17 protein-coding genes and 1 tRNA gene are annotated in these 17,663 nt (G+C 71.2%); all 18 read right to left on the minus strand.

The genetic code is table 11. From position 1 onward, the window contains the following. Positions 1-15 precede the first annotated feature (15 nt). Positions 16-1,539 carry a tRNA uracil 4-sulfurtransferase ThiI gene (gene thiI, locus ACOQPP_RS05240; RefSeq protein ID WP_419166296.1) on the minus strand — a complete coding sequence of 508 codons (1,524 nt, stop codon included), beginning with the start codon at positions 1,537-1,539 and terminating at the stop codon, positions 16-18. 40 nt (positions 1,540-1,579) lie between these two features. Then, positions 1,580-1,653 (minus strand) — tRNA-Met (locus tag ACOQPP_RS05245). Positions 1,654-1,705: 52 nt separating this feature from the next. Next, a complete protein-coding gene (locus ACOQPP_RS05250) occupies positions 1,706-2,059 on the minus strand; it encodes a septum formation initiator family protein (RefSeq protein WP_420635946.1) in 354 nt (117 codons plus the stop codon). Positions 2,060-2,061: 2 nt separating this feature from the next. Next, positions 2,062-3,351, minus strand: a complete 1,290-nt coding sequence (eno, locus tag ACOQPP_RS05255; protein WP_419166294.1) for a phosphopyruvate hydratase — start codon at positions 3,349-3,351, stop codon at positions 2,062-2,064. A 134-nt stretch (positions 3,352-3,485) separates the two neighbouring features. Further along, positions 3,486-4,253 (minus strand): lysophospholipid acyltransferase family protein, encoded by a 768-nt coding sequence (locus tag ACOQPP_RS05260; protein ID WP_420635947.1) that lies wholly within the window; start codon positions 4,251-4,253, stop codon positions 3,486-3,488. Next, positions 4,250-5,266, minus strand: coding sequence for a thiamine-phosphate kinase (gene thiL / locus ACOQPP_RS05265; protein ID WP_420635948.1), 1,017 nt, complete (start codon positions 5,264-5,266; stop codon positions 4,250-4,252). Before thiL ends, ACOQPP_RS05260 begins: the two co-directional genes overlap by 4 nt. Further along, the gene (locus ACOQPP_RS05270) at positions 5,263-6,822 is read right to left on the minus strand and encodes an NAD(P)H-hydrate dehydratase (protein ID WP_420635949.1); all 1,560 of its coding nucleotides are present in this window, start codon (positions 6,820-6,822) and stop codon (positions 5,263-5,265) included. The genes thiL and ACOQPP_RS05270 overlap by 4 nt, the downstream gene beginning before the upstream one ends. Positions 6,823-6,904: 82 nt before the next feature. Continuing rightward, positions 6,905-7,072, minus strand: coding sequence for a hypothetical protein (locus ACOQPP_RS05275; RefSeq protein WP_420635950.1), 168 nt, complete (start codon positions 7,070-7,072; stop codon positions 6,905-6,907). A gap of 132 nt (positions 7,073-7,204) precedes the next feature. Beyond that, positions 7,205-7,567 (minus strand): Minf_1886 family protein, encoded by a 363-nt coding sequence (locus ACOQPP_RS05280; protein ID WP_419166289.1) that lies wholly within the window; start codon positions 7,565-7,567, stop codon positions 7,205-7,207. A gap of 103 nt (positions 7,568-7,670) precedes the next feature. Continuing rightward, the gene (gene glyA, locus ACOQPP_RS05285; RefSeq protein WP_420635977.1) at positions 7,671-8,930 is read right to left on the minus strand and encodes a serine hydroxymethyltransferase; all 1,260 of its coding nucleotides are present in this window, start codon (positions 8,928-8,930) and stop codon (positions 7,671-7,673) included. Positions 8,931-8,962: 32 nt separating this feature from the next. Continuing rightward, complete coding sequence (locus ACOQPP_RS05290; RefSeq protein ID WP_419166288.1) at positions 8,963-10,156, minus strand: acyl-CoA dehydrogenase family protein; 1,194 nt, start codon at positions 10,154-10,156, stop codon at positions 8,963-8,965. Beyond that, a complete protein-coding gene (locus ACOQPP_RS05295; RefSeq protein WP_419166287.1) occupies positions 10,153-11,022 on the minus strand; it encodes a 3-hydroxyacyl-CoA dehydrogenase NAD-binding domain-containing protein in 870 nt (289 codons plus the stop codon). The genes ACOQPP_RS05290 and ACOQPP_RS05295 overlap by 4 nt, the downstream gene beginning before the upstream one ends. After that, a complete protein-coding gene (locus ACOQPP_RS05300; RefSeq protein ID WP_419166286.1) occupies positions 11,006-11,929 on the minus strand; it encodes a CPBP family intramembrane glutamic endopeptidase in 924 nt (307 codons plus the stop codon). Before ACOQPP_RS05300 ends, ACOQPP_RS05295 begins: the two co-directional genes overlap by 17 nt. Positions 11,930-11,931: 2 nt before the next feature. Continuing rightward, positions 11,932-13,152, minus strand: a complete 1,221-nt coding sequence (locus ACOQPP_RS05305; protein ID WP_420635951.1) for a thiolase family protein — start codon at positions 13,150-13,152, stop codon at positions 11,932-11,934. After that, entirely contained in the window at positions 13,145-14,089 is a 945-nt protein-coding gene (locus ACOQPP_RS05310; RefSeq protein WP_419166284.1) for a PolC-type DNA polymerase III, read from the minus strand. The genes ACOQPP_RS05305 and ACOQPP_RS05310 overlap by 8 nt, the downstream gene beginning before the upstream one ends. Before the next feature lie 3 nt (positions 14,090-14,092). Then, positions 14,093-14,749 carry a redox-sensing transcriptional repressor Rex gene (locus ACOQPP_RS05315; RefSeq protein WP_419166283.1) on the minus strand — a complete coding sequence of 219 codons (657 nt, stop codon included), beginning with the start codon at positions 14,747-14,749 and terminating at the stop codon, positions 14,093-14,095. 225 nt (positions 14,750-14,974) lie between these two features. Next, complete coding sequence (rsmA, locus tag ACOQPP_RS05320; RefSeq protein WP_420635952.1) at positions 14,975-15,811, minus strand: 16S rRNA (adenine(1518)-N(6)/adenine(1519)-N(6))-dimethyltransferase RsmA; 837 nt, start codon at positions 15,809-15,811, stop codon at positions 14,975-14,977. Then, on the minus strand, positions 15,808-17,649 hold the full coding sequence (locus ACOQPP_RS05325) for a PP2C family protein-serine/threonine phosphatase (protein ID WP_419166281.1): 1,842 nt from the start codon (positions 17,647-17,649) through the stop codon (positions 15,808-15,810). Before ACOQPP_RS05325 ends, rsmA begins: the two co-directional genes overlap by 4 nt. Between the last annotated feature and the right edge of the window lie 14 nt (positions 17,650-17,663).

Raw genomic sequence — 17,663 nt, forward strand, 5'->3', positions numbered from 1 at the left:
GTGTGGGCGGGGGTGTCAAAACGCGTTGCGATCGGGGGATCCGGAAGCGGGTGGGCGGAGGAGCCGCCGCATGCGCGGCGCGCCGCCGAGGAAGGAATACGCCTCGTAGCCGGCCCGCTGCATCGCTTCGGCGAGGTAGGCCGTGCGCACCCCTTCCGCGCAGCAGAGGACGTAGGTCACCGTGCGGTCCAGGTCGGGGAAGTCACGTTCGAGCTCCATCAGGTCGTGACGAACCGCACCCGGCCAGTGCCACGATTCGAACGCCCGCGCCGGACGGGTGTCGATGATCTCGGCGCCCTCGGGCACGGCGGTCACGTACAGCGAGGCGCCCACCATCGACTCGGGGCGGAGTTCGCGCAGGTCGCAGGTCGTGGCGCCGGAGATCGCGCCGTCCAGTTCCTCGAAGCCCACGGCCGCTTCCTGCGCCTCCGCCGCGGCCGGTGTCGAGGCGGTGACGGGCCGCTGGGGTACGAGGTCGCAGTATTCGCGCACCCGCGCGGACAGGTCGTAGGTCCCGATCTCGCGCGCCCTTTCGAGGATCTCCTCCTTGTGGAACCCGAGCAGGGGGCGGAGGACCGGGAGCGAGGAAGCGTTCTCGATGGCCCGCAGGTTGCGGAGCGTCTGGGACGAGACCTGGCCGACCGATTCGCCGGTCACCAGCGCGTCGGCTCCGGCCCGCGCCGCGATCTCCGCCGCGGCCCGATACATCATCCGCTTGAGGACGACCTGGAGGTAGGCGGGTTTCGCGCGAGCCCGCATCGCCTCGACGACCGGGCCGAACTCGAGCACATGGAGCCGGGGCCGGGTCCCGTAGCTCCAGCGATCCGCGAGGATCTTGGTCACCTCGACGACCATGCGCTCGTACGCGCGTCCTCCGAGGTTGCAGAAGACATAGTCGAGGCGGACGCCCCGCCGCAGCGCCATCCAGGCCGCGACGGGCGAATCGAAGCCGCCCGAGATGAGCGCGAGCGCGTGCCCCTGCACTCCGAGCGGAAGACCCGATGCGCCCCGGACACTGTCCTCGTAGAAGACGGCCCTGCCGTCGCGGACCTCGACGAACACCGTCACGTCCGGATCGTCCAGATCGACGGTCGCGCCGGGGTTGAGCGCCGCCCCGAGACGCTGATGGATGTCGGAGGAAGAGAAGCCATGCGAGCCGGAACGGCGCGCCCGCACCGCGTATCTGCGGCCGCGCACCGCGTCGCCGAAGAGCGACTTCCCGACCGTGACGATGGCGTCAAGCTCGGCTTCGCACTCGCCGGCGAGCACGGAACAGCTGGACACGCCGAACGTCCGCCTCAGCGGCCCCAGGAAGCCGTGGTCCGCCCCCTCGATGTAGAAGCGGCTCCAGTCCAACCGCAGTCTCGCCTCGACGCCCTCCGCCGCGAACCCGTCACGCAGGTTCCGCGCCAGCTGTTTCTGAAAGCGGGATCGGGTGCGTCGCGCCTTGGTCGAGAGCTCGCCGGAGAAGCGCACGAGGGCCCGCACAGCCCCCGCTCGGGGCTCGCCGCCGTTCCGTGATTCGTGTCTCGTCGTCATGGGGACAGTCTACATCGGTCGGCGCGACACGGGAAACGAGTGGCAGGGGGGGGATTTGAACCCCCGACCCAGGGCTTATGAGTCCCTTGCTCTACCAGGCTGAGCTACCCTGCCGCGTTGTGGCTGCGCATCCTACACATCCTCGCGCGCCGGTCAACCCGCCGCCTCAGCGCGAGGCCGGCTCCTCGGGCCGCGTGGCGAGTTCGGTCCCGGGGCGGGCTTCGTCTCCCAGTTCGACGAACCGCAGGAGGATCTCGCCGGGGCGGACGAACCCGTAGCGCTCACGCGCGACCCGCTCGATCGCCCACGGATGGGCCACGAGGCTGTCGGCCCAGGCGTCGAGGGCGGCGAGGGCGGCCTCGCGCGCGGCGATCTCCGCTTCTCGGGATCTCGTCTCCTCCTCGAGGCGGGACACCCCGGCCCGGGTGTACTCTCCTCCGACCATCCAGTAGTAGCCGGCCGCGACCAGCGCCACGAAGGCGATGATCCGGCTCAAACGACGGTTCGCCGCCTCCGCCATGCTCAGCCTCCGTACATCGTGGCGCCGGGATAGACCGCCGACGAACCCAGCCGTTCCTCGATGCGCAGGAGCCGGTTGTACTTCGCGACCCGCTCCGAGCGGCAGGCGCTCCCCGTCTTGATCTGCCCGGCGCCGGTGGCCACCGCGAGGTCCGCGATGAACGTATCGGCGGTCTCGCCGGAGCGGTGCGAAATCACGACGCCGAAGTTCGCCTCCGCCGCCATCAGGATCGCGTCCAGCGTTTCGCTCACCGTCCCGATCTGGTTGAGCTTGATGAGGATCGCGTTGCCGACCCCGCTCGCGATGCCGCGCGCGAGGCGGTCGACGCTCGTCACGAAGATGTCATCGCCGACGAGTTGTACGCGGTCCCCCATGTGCGCGGTGAGGACCGCCCAGCCGTCCCAGTCGTCCTCCGCGAGGCCATCCTCGATGGAGACGATCGGATACGCCTCGAGCCAGTCCGCGTAGAGGGCCACGAGCGCCTCGGCATCGTGGTCTCCCGCCTCCCCCGCACTCGCGAGCCGGTACATCCCGGCCTCCGCGTCATGGAACTCCGACGCCGCGCAGTCGAGGGAGAGCACCACATCCCGCCCCGGTTCGTATCCCGCGTCCACGATCGCGTCCACGATGAGGTCGAGCGCCTCCCGGTTCGATCCGAGATCGGGCGCCACACCGCCCTCATCGCCGACCGCGGTGCCGTGTCCGGCCGCCGACAGTCGCCGCCTCAGCGCGTGAAAGACCTCCACGCCGACGCGCAGCCCCTCGGAGAAGCTCGGCGCGCCGACCGGCAGGACCATGAACTCCTGAATGTCGACCGTGTTGTTCGCGTGCGCCCCACCGTTGAGGATGTTCAGCATGGGGACCGGAAGAAGGTGCGCGTCGCCCGACCCGAGGTAACGGAAGAGCGGCTCTCCGGCCGAGGCCGCCGCGGCGCGCGCGGCCGCCATCGACACGGCGAGGAGGGCGTTCGCGCCCAGGCGCCCCTTGTTCGGCGTCCCGTCGAGCGCGATGAGCGCCGCGTCCAGCCCTCGCTGGTCGACGGCCTCGCGCCCCCGGACGGCAGCGGCGATCTCGCCGTCGACGTGCGACACCGCGCGGAGAACACCCTTGCCCCCGTACCGCGACCCGTCGCCGTCCCGCAGTTCGACGGCCTCGTGTTCCCCGGTCGACGCGCCGCTGGGCACCGCGGCCCGGCCGATCGTTCCGTCCTCGAGATGCACGTCCGCCTCGACGGTCGGGTTGCCGCGCGAATCGACGATCTCGCGGCCCACGACTTCCGCGATCGCGGTCACCGCGTCCCCTCGCTTCGATGATGTGCAGGAGCGTTCATGCAGGCGTGTCCCCCCACCACCCGGCGATCGACGGCCGATCGCTTCCTCCTCCGCCCAGGTCGTCCGCCGGCCCACCGCGGACTGTTCGGAAGATACTACCCCTTGCCGGCTGAACAAGTTGCGCGGTCGGGCGACTCCGGACGAGAGCTCGACTCCCCGCCCTCCCCGAGCATCGATTCGATCGCCCGCCGCGCCTCCCGCATCAGCGCGTCCCGGCTCGGAGGATCGACTCCCTCGAGAGAGATCGGCCGGGCCAGCCGTACCACGATTCGGCCCGGGCGGAGGCGCTTCGCCCCCGGCGGATAGGCGCGACGTCCCCCGTCGAGCGCCGCGGGCACGAGCGGGACGCCCGTCTCGAGCGCGAGCGCGAAGGAACCTCGCCGGAAACGCCCCAATTCACCGTCGCGCGAGCGGGTCCCCTCCGGAAACAGGACCAGCGTCAACCCTTCCGCCCGCATCCGGCGACCGGCCGTCCGCAAGGTTTCCTTCGCGCTCCGCGGGCGCTTGCGGTCGATGAGGACATGACCGGCGTCGCGCATCGCTCGCCCCAGAAGCGGGATCCCGGCGAGTTCCCCCTTCGCGACGAAGCGGACGGAGACGGGGAGGGCGGCCATGAGGGCCCAGACATCGAAGTACGACTGATGGTTGGCGACGATGACCTGCGGCCCGGGGCGGTCGAGATGTTCGAGGCCGCGGACGCTGACCCGCACGCCGGCAGCCACCAGCAGCGAGCGCGCCCAGTTGCGGTCGATCCAGTCAACGACCGCGGGCCCGCCCCCGATCCGTGTCAGGAGGACGGCCAGGATCGAGAAGACTCCGGTCGACAGCACGAGGACGGGGTAGAAGAGCGCGCTCCTGATCAAGGGTCGAACGCGAAGTGGTCGAAGCCCCCGGGAAGTTCCGGCCCCTCCAGTCCGTCCACGCGGACGCCCTCCCCCCGGGTCACCGTCCCGATACGGGTGAGCGGGAGATCGAATTCGGCGGCGAACGTCTGGTCCGTACCGCGCATGGTGCCGGGCGCCACGGCGAGGAGCAGTTCGTAGTCCTCCCCGCCCGCGAGGACGAGGCGCGCCCCGACCGGCGTCCGCCGAAAGCCGTCCAGCGGGGACGCGACCGGAACGCGCGCGGCATCGAGGTTCAGCGCGACCCCGGAGGCGGCCGCGAGATGTCGTGCGTCGCGCAGGAGGCCGTCGGAGAGGTCTATCGCAGCGTGGAGATCGACCCGCTCCGCGAGCCACCGCGCCTCCCGGATTCGGGGCTGTGGCCGCTCGAAGGCCGCGCGGGCCGCTCCATCCGGCTCCAGCCCGCGCTCGAGGTCCCGCAGCGCGGCGGCGGCGGCGCCCAACTCCCCGGTGACCCAGAGTTCGTCGCCGGGGCGCGCGTCGCGGCGCTTCTTCGGCTCCGACGCGCGCCCCAGCACCGTGACATCGAGAAACACGGGGCCGGGCGACGCGACCAGGTCGCCTCCCAGCACCTCGGCCTCCGCGCTGCGCGCGATCTCGCCGACGCCGCGCCCGAGCGCCGATGCCGTCTCGACCCCCAGCTCCGGAGGCAGCGCGGCGGAAACGACGAGGCCGATCGGGGCGGCGGCCATGGCGGCCAGGTCGCTGAGCGCGCTCGCGGCGGCCCGGTAGCCGATCGTCTCCCACGTCATCCACGCGCGGCGGAAATGGACCCCCTCCACGCTCGCGTCGCTGCTCACGACGACCTGTTCGTCCGTCTCGAGGCGGAAGGCCGCGGCGTCATCTCCGGGAGGCACCGTGATCGTGACCGCCGGATCCGCCGGACCGGCGCCCGCGCCCGCCTCCTCCAGGAACGCCGCGATGCGCGCCGTCTCGGGCCCCGCGGCGAGACCCAGTCCGCCGAAGCGCGTCATCGCGCCGCCCCGGCCGGGCGTCCCGCCGCGACCGCGGGGAGGGCGAGCGACACGCCCGGCCACGCCCCCGGACACACGGTCCCGAGCGCCTGGCGCGCCGGCACCAGCGCGTCGGGCACGTCGGCGGCGGATCCGCCGACCTCATCGACCCCGTGCAGCACGGCGAGCGCCGTCACGGCAAGCCCGGCGGTCGCCGCATCCGCCGGATCGAGACCCGCCGCCGTGTACGCTCCGCACACGCCCGTGAGCACATCGCCCATGCCTCCGCTGGCGAAGCCCGGGCTGACGAGCGTCGTCGCACGCAGCTCGCCGCCGGGCCGGGCCACCCATGTCGGCGCACCCTTGAGCAGTACCGTGGCCTTCGCGGCGTCGGCCAGCCGGCGTGCCGCCGCCGGGGGGTCCTCGCGCACCGCGGCGACCGACGAGCCCAGCAGCCGGGCCATCTCGCCGGGGTGAGGGGTGAGGAGAACCGGGCGACCCGGCGCGACCGGGCCGCGGGTCGCCTCCGCCGCGCCCGCCGCCAGCACGTTGAGGCCGTCCGCATCGATCACGAGCGCGGCCGTCCCCGCTCCCCGGACCCGCCGGACGAGTTCGATCCGCTCCGGCCCGGTCCCCAGGCCCGGCCCGACGGCGACCGCGTCGGCCCAGCGAAGCGTCGCCTCCAGGGCGTCCGTTTCCGTCCAGTCGACGAACACCACCTCGGGGATGCTCGTCTGTACGATGTCCCGGTTCGCCGGGTCGCTCACCACGCGTACGATGCCGATGCCGGCCCGGATCGCCGCGCGGACGGCCAGAATCACGGCCCCGGCCATGCCGGGCTCCCCGCCCGCTATGGCCAGATAGCCCGCATCCCCCTTGTGCGCGGCCGCCGAACGTCCCCCCAGAAGCTCCGCCGCCCAGGAGGCGGTGACCGCGCGGGCCGGCGGTGCAGGATCAGGCGGCGGAAAACCGATCTCCACGCAGAGCAGGTCGCCGACCCGTTCGCGCGCCGGGAAGCGCAGCAGACCGAGCTTCGGCCAGCCGAAGGTCACGGTCAGATCCGCCCGGATCGCCGCTCCGGGGACGTGCCCCGTGGTGAAGTCCACTCCGCTCGGCCCGTCCGCGGAGACGACCGGGACCCTGGCCTCGTTCACGCGTTCGATCATCCGGGCCTGGGGGACACGGGGAGCCGTCCTCAGGCCGGTCCCGAGGATGCCGTCGACCGCGACCGCGGCGGCTGCGAGTTCGCGCTCCAGCGCGGGCGCGGGTTCGATGGAGAGATTCCACCCCGCGAGAACATCGGGGCTCGGGAGGCGGCTCCCGCACTGAACGAAACGGACCGAGCGGCCCCAGGCCGCCAGAGTGCGCCCGGCCACCAGCGCATCGGCCCCGTTGTGGCCGCTCCCCGCCAGCACGACGACGCGTCCGGACGGATATCTCTCATGGAGGTGGCGAGCCAGCGCCCGTCCGGCGTTCTCGATCAGCGCGCGTTCCGGTATCGCCCCGGATTCGATCGCCAGTCGGTCGATCTCCGCCATCTCGGCCGCGGTGGGAAGCGGGACTTCACGCGCGGCCACCCGCCACCAGTCCGCCGACGGAAGGAGCGGGGTCAGTTCGGGAGGAATCGCTCTGCGGACGGGGCCGACGCCCCCCGTGAGGTCATTTGTAGGACTGCTGCACGCTGCGCCCGAAGCTGATCTCACCGTTGTCGATCCGGATGTTGAACCCGCAGTCGGGGTTCGAACAGACCCACGCCTTGTACCGGATCGGCGCCCCGTCGCGCCCGTAATCCGAGAGCGGTAGCAACACCCCTTTGCTGCAACTCAAGCACTGCGTGAACGTATCGGCCACGCGATCACCCCTCCCCGATGTTGGACGGTCCTCCCGTTTCCGGCCCGTCACCGCCGCCTGCCGTCCCCCGCCGCCCCACGGCTGCGTGGTCGACCCTGAGTTCCTCCCCTACGCGCTCCAGGGGTAGCTGTCCTCGAAGGCCTCGTCAAAGGTGAAGAGACCCTCGAAATCCTCTCGCGAGTCGTCCGGCTGCTTGATCAGTACTCCGCACTCTACAAGCGCGAAGACGATCTCGCCGATATCCGTCGTGTCGTGTACGCCCCAGTGCTCCAGCACCGTCCGGGCCAGTGGACCGAATCGCTCCAGCGCGAGTTCCCGCACGGCGTCGGCGACTTCGGCGCCGCCGATGTGACGCGGCAACGCGAGACTCGACAGCCGACGCCTGAGCGCGGAGAGCAGAAACAGGTATGCGGCTTCCGTATACCTGGGATTGCGCTGCCTGATTCCCGTCAGAGCGCCCGCTGTGTTCACTTCGCCACAGGCCCCTTTTCCCGACCGCCGAGAGCGCTGCCCGCAAGGGCACATCGTGGCGGAAGTTAGACGGGGAAAAAAGAAGGCGTCAAGCCGCGACGCCTCAGGGGACACCCTCCGTCCCGCCATAGAGGGGGAAATCGGCGCACAGCCCGCGCACCTCGGCCTCGATGGCGGACAGTACCCCCTCGTCACCCTCCGAGCGAAGCGCCCTGTCCATGAGGTCGGCGATCGTCCGCATCTCCGTCTCCGCCATGGAGCGGGTGGAAACGGCCGCGGTCCCGATCCGGATCCCCGACGCCACGAACGGGGAGCGGGTCTCGAAGGGCACCGTGTTCTTGTTCACCGTGATGCCGGCCCGGCCGAGGAGCGCCTCCGCATCCTTGCCGGTGAGCTCCGTCGTCCGGAGGTCGACGAGCACGAGGTGCGTGTCCGTCCCGCCCGCGACGATGTCGTAGCCGTGCTCGGCGAGCCGCCTCGCGAGCGCGCGCCCGTTGCGCACTACGAGAGCCGAGTACTCGCGGAACCCGGGCTTCAGCGCCTCGCCGAGCGCAACCGCCTTCGCCGCGATCACATGCATCAGGGGGCCACCCTGCAACCCCGGGAAGGTCGCCTTGTCGACCGCCGCCGCATGCTCCTCGCGGCACAGCACGAGACCGCCGCGTGGCCCTCGCAGCGTCTTGTGCGTCGTGGTCGTCACGACATCCGCGTGCGGGACCGGCGATGGATGGTGCCCGGTGGCCACGAGTCCCGCGATGTGCGCCATGTCGACCATGACGCGGGCGCCGCACGCCTCCGCGATCTCCGCGAAGCGCGCGAAGTCGATCTTGCGCGGATAGGCGCTCGCCCCCGAGATGATCACCGCCGGCCGCACCTCGAGGGCGGTCGCCAGGAGGGCCTCGTAGTCGATCGTCCGGTCGGAGCGCCGCACGCCGTAGGGGACGACGTGGTACCAGAGCCCGGAGAAGTTGACGGGCGATCCGTGCGTGAGGTGCCCGCCGTGCGAAAGGTCCATTCCGAGCAGCGTCGCGCCCGGCTTCGTGAGCGCTTGTAGCGCGGTCATGTTCGCGCCGGAGCCGCTGTGCGACTGGACGTTGCCGTGGTCGGCGCCGAACAGGTCGCGCGCCCGTTCCCGGGCCAGGTCTTCCACCACGTCCACGAACTCGCACCCGCCGTAGTATCGACGCCCCGGGTAGCCCTCGGCGTACTTGTTCGTCATCACGCTGCCCGTGGCCTCGAGCACGCCGCGCGACACGAAGTTCTCGCTCGCGATCAGCTCCAGGCCCGTTCGCTGGCGCTCGAGTTCGCGATCGATCGCGCGCGCCACCTCCGGATCGGTGGCTGCCAGCGGGCGGGGATCCAGCGCGCCGATTGCCGTTCGTTCCGCGGTCGAACTCACCCGTACCCCCCCTCTCTGTAGAGTTGCCGCGCGATCAGGCTGCGGTGCATCTCGTTCGCCCCCTCGTAGATTTCGGTGACCTTCGCGTCCCGAAACAGACGTTCCACCGGATACTCCCGCGAATACCCGTAGCTGCCAAAAACCTGGACCGCCTCACGGGCGTTCCGCATCGCCGTCTCGCTGGCGAAGAGCTTGGCCACGCTGGACAGCCGCCGCGCCCGCGGATCACCCGTCATGTGCGCCGCGCCCGCGCGCTCGAGGAGGCCGCGCGCCGCCTCGAGCCGGGTCACCATGTCGCCGAGCTTGAACTCCAAGCCCTGGAAGTCCCTCAGCCGCCGGCCGAACTGTTCGCGCGTGTGGGCGTACTCGAACGCCGCGTCCACCGCCGCGGACGCGAGGCCGAGCGCCTGGGCCGCGATGCCCAGCCTCCCGCCCTCCAGCCCCGCGAGCGCGTAGGAGAAGCCCCGGTTCGGCTCCCCGATCAGGAGTTCGTCTCCGAGAAACACATCGTTCAGCGCGAGCGTTACCGTCTCCGAGCCGCGCTGTCCCATCTTGCGCTCCTTCCGGCCCACGGCGAGGCCCTCGACTCCGGCGGGCAGGAGGAAGGTGCCGATGCCCCTCGTCCCCCTGCGATCCGCGGGCGTATCCGTCCGGGCGAACAGGAGGATGACGTCCGCCGAAGCGCCATTCGTCACCCACATCTTCTCGCCGTTGATGAGCCAGCCGCCGTCCGCGCGGGTGGCCTGCGTGCGCAGCGCCGCGGCATCCGTCCCCGCCCCGGCTTCGGAGAGGGAAAAGGCACCGAGCACTTCGCCGCTCGCCATGCGGGGGAGCCAGGCCTGCCGCTGCGCCTCGCTTCCGTGCCGGAGCAGGATCGAGACGGGCAGCGAGTTGTGGACGCTGACGGACACCGCGACCCCGGCATCGCCCCACGCAAGTTCCTCGAGCACGTAGAGATAGGTGACGAGATCCAGCCCCAGCCCGTCGTAACGCTCCGGCACCCGCATGGCGAGAAACCCCAGATCTCCCAGTTCGCGGTGGATCGCCTCGTCGAAGATGTCCTCGTTCGCGTCGCGCGCTTCGGCGGTCGGCCTCAACCGCTCTTCCGCGAACTGCCGGGCGAGATCGAGCACCTGCCGCGCCTCGGAGGAGAGTTCGATGGCCGAATAGGAACGGCGGAGCGTCGTCATCCGCTCTCGTAGCGGTAGAAGCCGCGCCCGGACTTGCGGCCCAGCCGGCCGGCGGCGACGTACTTCGCGAGCAGCGGACACGGGCGATACTTCGAGTCTCCGAGTTCCGCGTGCAGAACGCGCATGATCGCGTGACAGGTGTCGAGCCCGATGAGGTCGGCGAGCGCGAGGGGCCCCATGGGATGGTTCATCCCGAGCTTCATGACGGTGTCCACCGCCTCCGCGTCGGCGACCCCTTCCATGAGACAGTACACGGCCTCGTTGATCATCGGCATCAGGATCCGATTGGCGACGAAACCCGGAAAGTCGTTCGCGACGACCGCGGTCTTCGAGAGCCGCTTGCAGAGCCCCAGGGTCAGGTCCGTCGCCGCATCGGAGGTTTCGAGCCCCCGGATGACTTCGACGAGCCGCATGACGGGGACGGGATTCATGAAGTGCATCCCGATGACGCGGGCCGGGTTGCCGACGTGCGCGGCGATCCGGGTGATCGAGATCGAACTGGTGTTCGACGCGAGGAGCGTCTGCCCCCCGACCCGCGCCGCCAGTTCCTCGAAGAGTTGGAACTTGAGGGCGGAGTCCTCGCTCGCGGCTTCGACCACGACCTCGGCGTCCTCCACGGCAACGAGGTTGCGGTCGGTACGGATCCGGCCGAGCGCGGCTTCGGCGTCGTCCCCGGATATCAGCTCCCGGCCGACCTGTCGCGAGAGATTCCGTTCGATCGAGGCGTGGGCTCGTTCGAGCGCCGCGGCGTCCAGATCGACGAGACGGACGGCGCAGCCGGCGAGCCCGAAGACGTGCGCGATCCCGCTCCCCATCGTCCCGGCGCCCACCACGCCGACGCGCGCGACTTCAGCTGCTCGAATCATTTTCCGAACGAATCTCTCCTTCCTCGTCTTGCAGACCGTCTTGCGGGCCGTCGTCCGGGCTCGCGGACGATCGGCCGCCGTCGCCGGCCGAGCCGCCGATGCGCCACAGCCACACCGTTCCCGTCGCGGTCACCAGTGTGACGAGCAGGCCGCCCTCGGGCCCGAATGCGCCTCCCGTCCACAGCGGCGGGCCCGAGAGCGCCGCGTCGAGGCCGGATATTGGCACGTCGAGCCCGCTCACGGACAGGCCGGAAGCCGCCAGGAGCCAGTTCCAGCCGAAATGGACACCGCCCACGAACCAGAGACTCCCCGTCCGCCAGTAGGCGACGCCGAGCAACACCCCCGCGAGGCCGAGGTTCAGGAACGCGAGCGGGCCGATCCCCGGGTTCGCGCCGTGCGCGAGGCCGAAGGCCGCCGACGTCGCGACCAGCGCCGCGACCGGCCCGAACCGGGCCTGGATGACCCGGAACGGATAGCCCCGGAAGAGCAGTTCCTCGGCCAGGGCCGCACCGAACACGAGCGCAGACACCTCGACGCCCCTCCAGAAGGAGGACTCCGCCGAGGCCGTCCACGAGACCCAGCCCAGGGCCGCCAGGCTGAGGATCGGGACCCCCACGATCACCACCCCGGCGAAAGACCCGAGGACGAGTTCCGTCACGCCCCCGATCCCGCCCCGGAGACCGAGCCACGACAGCCGTTGGCCGTCGACCAGGACGGTGAGGAGACAGGTCGCGGCGAACGACGAGGTCAGGACCGGGACCACCATCCACCAGGCGATCGCCGGCGAGGCCGCCGCATCGGGGCCCGTGAACAGGCCTGCGACCAGCCCGAGCGCGAGCGCGCAGGCGACGAACAGGGCGACGAACCCGGCCAGTCGCCCGACCCACGCCCAGCCCGATTCGTTCATCGCTACGCGCGCTCCACGCTCATCGCGACGGCGTTTCCGCCGCCGAGACACAGGGTGGCCATGCCCCGCTCGACGTCCAGGTCCCGCATCGCGTACAGCAACGTGGTGAGGATCTTCGCGCCCGAAGCGCCGATCGGGTGGCCGAGGGCGATCGCGCCGCCCCGGACGTTCACCCGGTCGAGTTCCAGCCCCAGTTCCCGGGCATCCGCCAGCACCTGCACCGCGAACGCTTCATTCATCTCCACCAGTCCGTAGTCGGCCGTCACCGCCTCGTCGAGCGTCATCAGCTTCGCCACGGCCGCGACCGGCGCGAAGAACAGGTCACGCGGCGCGGTCGCCGCGACGGCGTAGGCCCTGACCCGCCCCAGGACCGGGAGTCCGTGCGCCTCGGCGTACGCCTCGGAGGTGACCAGCGTCGCGGCGGCCCCGTCGTTGAGGCCCGGCGCGTTGCCGGCCGTGACGCTCGGCTCGCCGACCTCTGGGGGCGCGTCGCCCGCGAAGGCCGGACGCAGCCGCGCCAGCGCTTCCAGCGAAGTGCCGCGACGGGGCGGTTCGTCCACATCGACCGTCACGGTGCCCCCGCGCGTTTCGATATGCACCGGCACGACCTCCGCCGCGAACCCCCCCGCGTCGATCGCCCCGATCGCCTTCTCGTGGCTTGCGAGGGCCCAGGCATCCTGATCCTCACGGCTCACGCCCGCCTTGTGGGCCGTGTACTCCGCGTGTCCGCCCATGTGGCAGGTCCCGAAGGCGCACCAGAGTCCGTCGTGGACGAGGCCATCGACCATCGACCGATCGCCGAACTTCACACCCTCCCGGTACCCCCTCAGCAGGTAGGGCGCGTTCGACATCGATTCCATCCCGCCCGCGACCACGGCCCGGACGTCCCCGGCCCTGATCGCCTGCGCCGCCAGCATGACCGCCTTGAGTCCAGAGCCGCAGACCTTGTTTATCGTCACCGCCGGGACCGTCTCCTGAACGCCGCCCCGGATGGCCGCCTGGCGGGCGGGCGCCTGTCCGACGCCCGCCTGTACGACGTTGCCCATGATCACGTCTTCGATGTCGGCGAGGTCTATCCCCGCCCTGTCGATGGCCGCGGAGATCGCGAGTCCCCCGAGATCCGGGGCCGCGAGCGAGGAGAGCCCGCCCATGAAGCGGCCCGTGGGGAGCCGCGCGGCGGAGACGATCACCGGGATCCTGTCCTTGTCCATATGGTCATCCATGGTCGGTCGTGTTCCCTCCCGTATCGGATTCGTCGGGCGGCCCGCTCAGGTCCGGCCGCCGCTTGCGTCGCGACGGGCGGGCCAGGGCACGCCGCAGCGCCGGCCAGGTCGTCCACCCACGCCGCTCCGCGTCCGCCAGCATGCGGACGAGGATGCGGGCCGTCGCGACCGCATCCCCTCGCGCACGGTGCCGTTCCCGGATCTCGATCCCGTAGTAGTCGGCGACCGCGTCCAGCCCGCGGCGATCCAGTCCGGGCAGCAGTCGGCGCGCCAGGTGAACGGTGCACAAGCGGGGCCCGCGCGGCACGGCGGCCCCGGCTCGTCTCATTTCGGCGCGCAGGAAGCCCCAATCGTATCCCGCGTTGTGCGCGACGAAAACCCGGCCACTGAGCCGCTCGCGCACCTCGTCGCAGATCTGCGAGAAGCTCGGCGCTCCGCGGGTCATCTCCGTCCGGATTCCCGTGAGGCGCGTGATCCACGGCGGGATCGCCACCCCCGCATCGACGAGGGTGGAAAAGCAGTCTCCGATCTCACCCCGGTCTACCTCCACGATCGCGATCTCGACGACCCGACCGCCCGCGCCCGCGACGCCCCCGTTCGTCTCGACGTCCACCACGGCGTAGCGAAGCCGGTGCAGGCCGTCGCGTCGCTTCTCCACACGCTTCGCCTCACGCCCCGCCAGCCGCCACACGGCTCCGTCCGGACCCTCGCGGACCACATCCGGGGCCCCCTCCAGGACCTCGGCCACGAGCCGATCGGCAAGCCCCGGCGGGCCTCCCCGGATGCCGAACATCTCGACCGCCAGCTCGCGGGCCTCGCAGGCGCCCTGCTCGAGACGCGCCATGGCCTTGCGCAACAGCACGCCCTCCGGAGCGAAGCGCACCGCGGGAACCCGCGACATCTCGCCGCCCGAGCGGCCCTCGCCTCGCCGCGACACGGATCAGCCCCGCGCGCCGCCGCTCCCCGATCGTCGGCTCGCCTCGGAGAGCAGGTAGCTCAGGCCTTCCATCTCGAGCACGATGTCCACGGTCCGGATCGGGACCCCGTCGATCTCCGACAGGTCGATCGGCGCGAAGTTCAGGATCGCCCCCACGCCGGCCCGCCCGAGCGCCGCCGCGACGTCCGCCGCCACCCTCGCGGGCGTCGCGACCACGCCGATGTCGACTCCCAGTTCCGCGATCACCGGCCGCAACTCCGACATGGAGCGGATGGTCAGGCCGAAGGCCCGGGTTCCGATCTTCACAGCGTCGGCGTCAAACGCGGCCACCACGTCGAACCCCCGCGCCGCGAGCCCCCCGTACCCGAGGAGCGCCGTACCGATCTTGCCGACGCCGACGAGCGCGAGCCGCCAGCTGTGCGATAGTCCGAGGATCTCCTCCAGCGCTCGCACGAGACCCTCGACGGAATACCCGCGCCCGCGTTTTCCGAACGAACCGAAGTGGCTCAGATCCTTCCGAACCTGCGCCGACGTCGCGCCGGAAGGCTCGGCGAGCCGCGCGCTCGACACGACCTCGACGCCGGCACGCTCGAGGTCGCGCAACATGCGGAGGTACAGGGAGAGGCGCCGGACTGTGGAATCGGAAATTCTGCCGCTCATGCCTGGCAGTCCGTGGCGAAGCCCCGCGTCGCGCCGAGAGCGCCGAGACGTTCGGGCGACAAGGCGCGACGGGGGAGCATGGCAGCGCCATGTGACCGGGGAGCAACGCAGAGCGAAGCGTTCGGCGGAAATGTATCGGCGGTCGAATGCAGTCGGGGTTTCGCCAAGGGCTGCCAGCCTTGTGAAAGTATTCACAAGCCAAGATAGGTCCGGTCCGGCATCAACTCAACGCGCGGGATCCATCTCCCTGATCGCCCGCAATTTCGCCGCGAGCGCGACGAACGTCTCCGGATCGAGCGCTTCCGGCCGGACGGCGGGATCGATGGACAGGCTGGAGAGAAACGCCCTCGGGTCCCCTCTGAACCCCAGCTCCGGGGCGGTCCGGAGCGTCTTCTGTAGCTGTTTGCGGCGGCGGTTGAAACAGGCCCGCGTGAGCGCCCTCAGCTCGTCGTGGTCCACTGCGGCCGGGTGCGGCCGGGGCTCGAGGCGCACCACGGCCGAGTCCACTGCCGGCACCGGCCGGAAGGCCTGTCGCCCGACGTGGAACGCGAGCGAGGTGTCGGCGACCGCCCGCACGCCGACCGACAGCGCGCCGTAGGCCTTCGTCCCCGGGGGCGCGACGATCCGCTCCGCCACTTCCCGCTGAACCGTGATCACGACCCGTACCGCCGCGGGGCCGATGTCGAGAAACGCGAACAGAAGGGGCGAGGTGATGTTGTAGGGGACATTCGACACCACCCGAAGCGGCATCCCGCGCGGGATAAGGGCGGACAGATCCAGCCGAAGCGCATCGCCCTCGACGACCTCGACTCCGGGGCGGCCGTTCCAGCGCGTCGCGAGTTCCCGGGCGAGATCGCGATCCTTCTCGATCAGGACGAGCCGCCGGCAGCGTCCGAGCAGGTGACGACTCAACTCTCCGTGGCCCGGTCCGACTTCGAGCACGACATCTTCCGGGCCGGGATCGAGCTCGGCGACGATCTTGCGCTGAATGTTCGGGTCGACGAGAAAATTCTGGCCCAGAGAGCGCTTTGCGCGCGGGGGCGGCGCGTCCCCGCCGGTCACAGACGCACCGCGACCGCGGTCCGGTCGTCGAGCCGCATCTCGTCGTCGCTGTCGGCGAACAGGGCCTTGACGAGGATCTCCGGATCGAGTTCACCCCGATCGATCCGCCGGCGGACCCGCGCTCCGGGCGCCGCGATGGGGTCGCTCAGCTCCGCGAGCCCGTCGGTGAAGGCGAGCAGCGTATCGCCGGACCACGCGATCCGCTCCTGCCGGTACGCCTCGACCCGAGCAATCCCCACCGGCGGGTCGAGCGCCTCGAGTCGACGGATCGCTGCCGGTCCGACGAGATACGCGTAGGGGTGGCCGGCGTTGGCGTAGCGGAGTTCGCTGCGCGCGGGGTCGAGCACGCCGTAGAAGAGGGTCATGTACATCTCGGTCGACTCCAGCGCCGCCCGCAGCTGACCCTGCATCGCGTCCAGCGCCGCGCCGGGTTCGCTTTCCACCCCCGTCGCCACGGCCACAGCGCTCAGGGTGCGCGCCATGATCAGGGCCGCGGACGGGCCGTGCGAACTCACGTCCCCCAGCATGATACCGAGCCGTCCCGCAGGAAGGCGGACCAGGTAGTAGAAGTCGCCCCCGAGCGAGAGAGACGGATCGCACCGGGCCGCCACGCGCGCCAGATCGCGAAAGTCCTCCGGCGCCGGCAGGAGTCGCAGCTGGAGGTCGCGCGCGATCTCCAGTTCGGCGAGCACCCGTTCGCGGCGCATCCGCCGCGCGAGGAGCCGCTCGCCGGCCTGTTCGCCCTCCGCGACCGCCGCGAGCCACCCCGCGAGCAGCGCGGCCGCGTCCACATCGGGGGGCGCCCCTTCCCCGGGTCCGTCATCCCGCGCCGTCTCGTGGACGAGCCGCAGCCCCCCCTCGGGGCCGAGGGGCCACGTCTCACGCAATTCTCCGGCCTCGCTGCCGCCCGATTCGCCGCCCTCGCTCTCCAGGCAGTCGAACAGCACCCGCACGCCGTCGTCGAACCGTCGGTCGAGCCGGAACCGCAGGCCCGTCACGGCGGCGAAGCGCCCGAGGAGGGGTTCGACCCTCACCAGCGGATCGGGCGCCCCGCGAAACGTCAGGCTGACTTCGTTCCCGACCTCGTTGAACTCGACGCGATCGGCCAGCTGCCTCAGGAGGAAGAGCCCGCGGCCCCTCGGCCGCCCGATCCCCTCGCGCGAGATCGGGTCCGGGACGGCCTCGGGGTCGAATCCCTCGCCTTCGTCCGCCACCTTCACGCGCAGACCCTCCCGGCCCGCGACCGCCGTGATCCGGACCACCGCCCCGGGCCGGTCTCCGCTCCCGTACAGGATCGCGTTCGCAACGGCCTCTCCGAGTGTGACCCGCAGCCGGAAGGCCGTCTCGCCATCGAGCTCCGCGAGATGCCGACACGCGACGACGACCCGGTCGACCACCGGGTGCTGGTACCGGACGCGGGAAGGAAACACGACGCGGATCCGGCCGGACCCGTCGACATCGAGGGTGAGTTCGGGTGCGTCCGCAGAGGAGGTGTGCTTCTCCCACACGAGCCCCAGTTCGTCGGCGTTCAGAGGATAGAAGAGGTAGTCCGTCCAGTCCTCCGCCAGCGCGGATCCGAGGCGGTCGATCCAGGCACCCTCGACCAGCGCGACGAGCGCGGGCCCGCCGCCGAACCGCCGCCGCAGGTAGGGTATGGTGGCGCGAGGTTCCGCGATGTCGACGAGGATGAGGTCGGAATCGCGCACGTTCAGCGGCTTCCCGAAGAGCCCGCGAACTTCAGGCCTCGGTTCGATCGCCGAAGCGGCCTCCGCCACCGCCTGGACGATATCCGGTCGACTCGAGAGGACGAGGATCCGGCGGGGGTCGCCGGCGGCCATGCCCGGACTCGCCG

The organism is Candidatus Palauibacter sp. (genome assembly GCF_965222475.1).
Taxonomy (GTDB): Bacteria; Gemmatimonadota; Gemmatimonadetes; order Palauibacterales; family Palauibacteraceae; genus Palauibacter.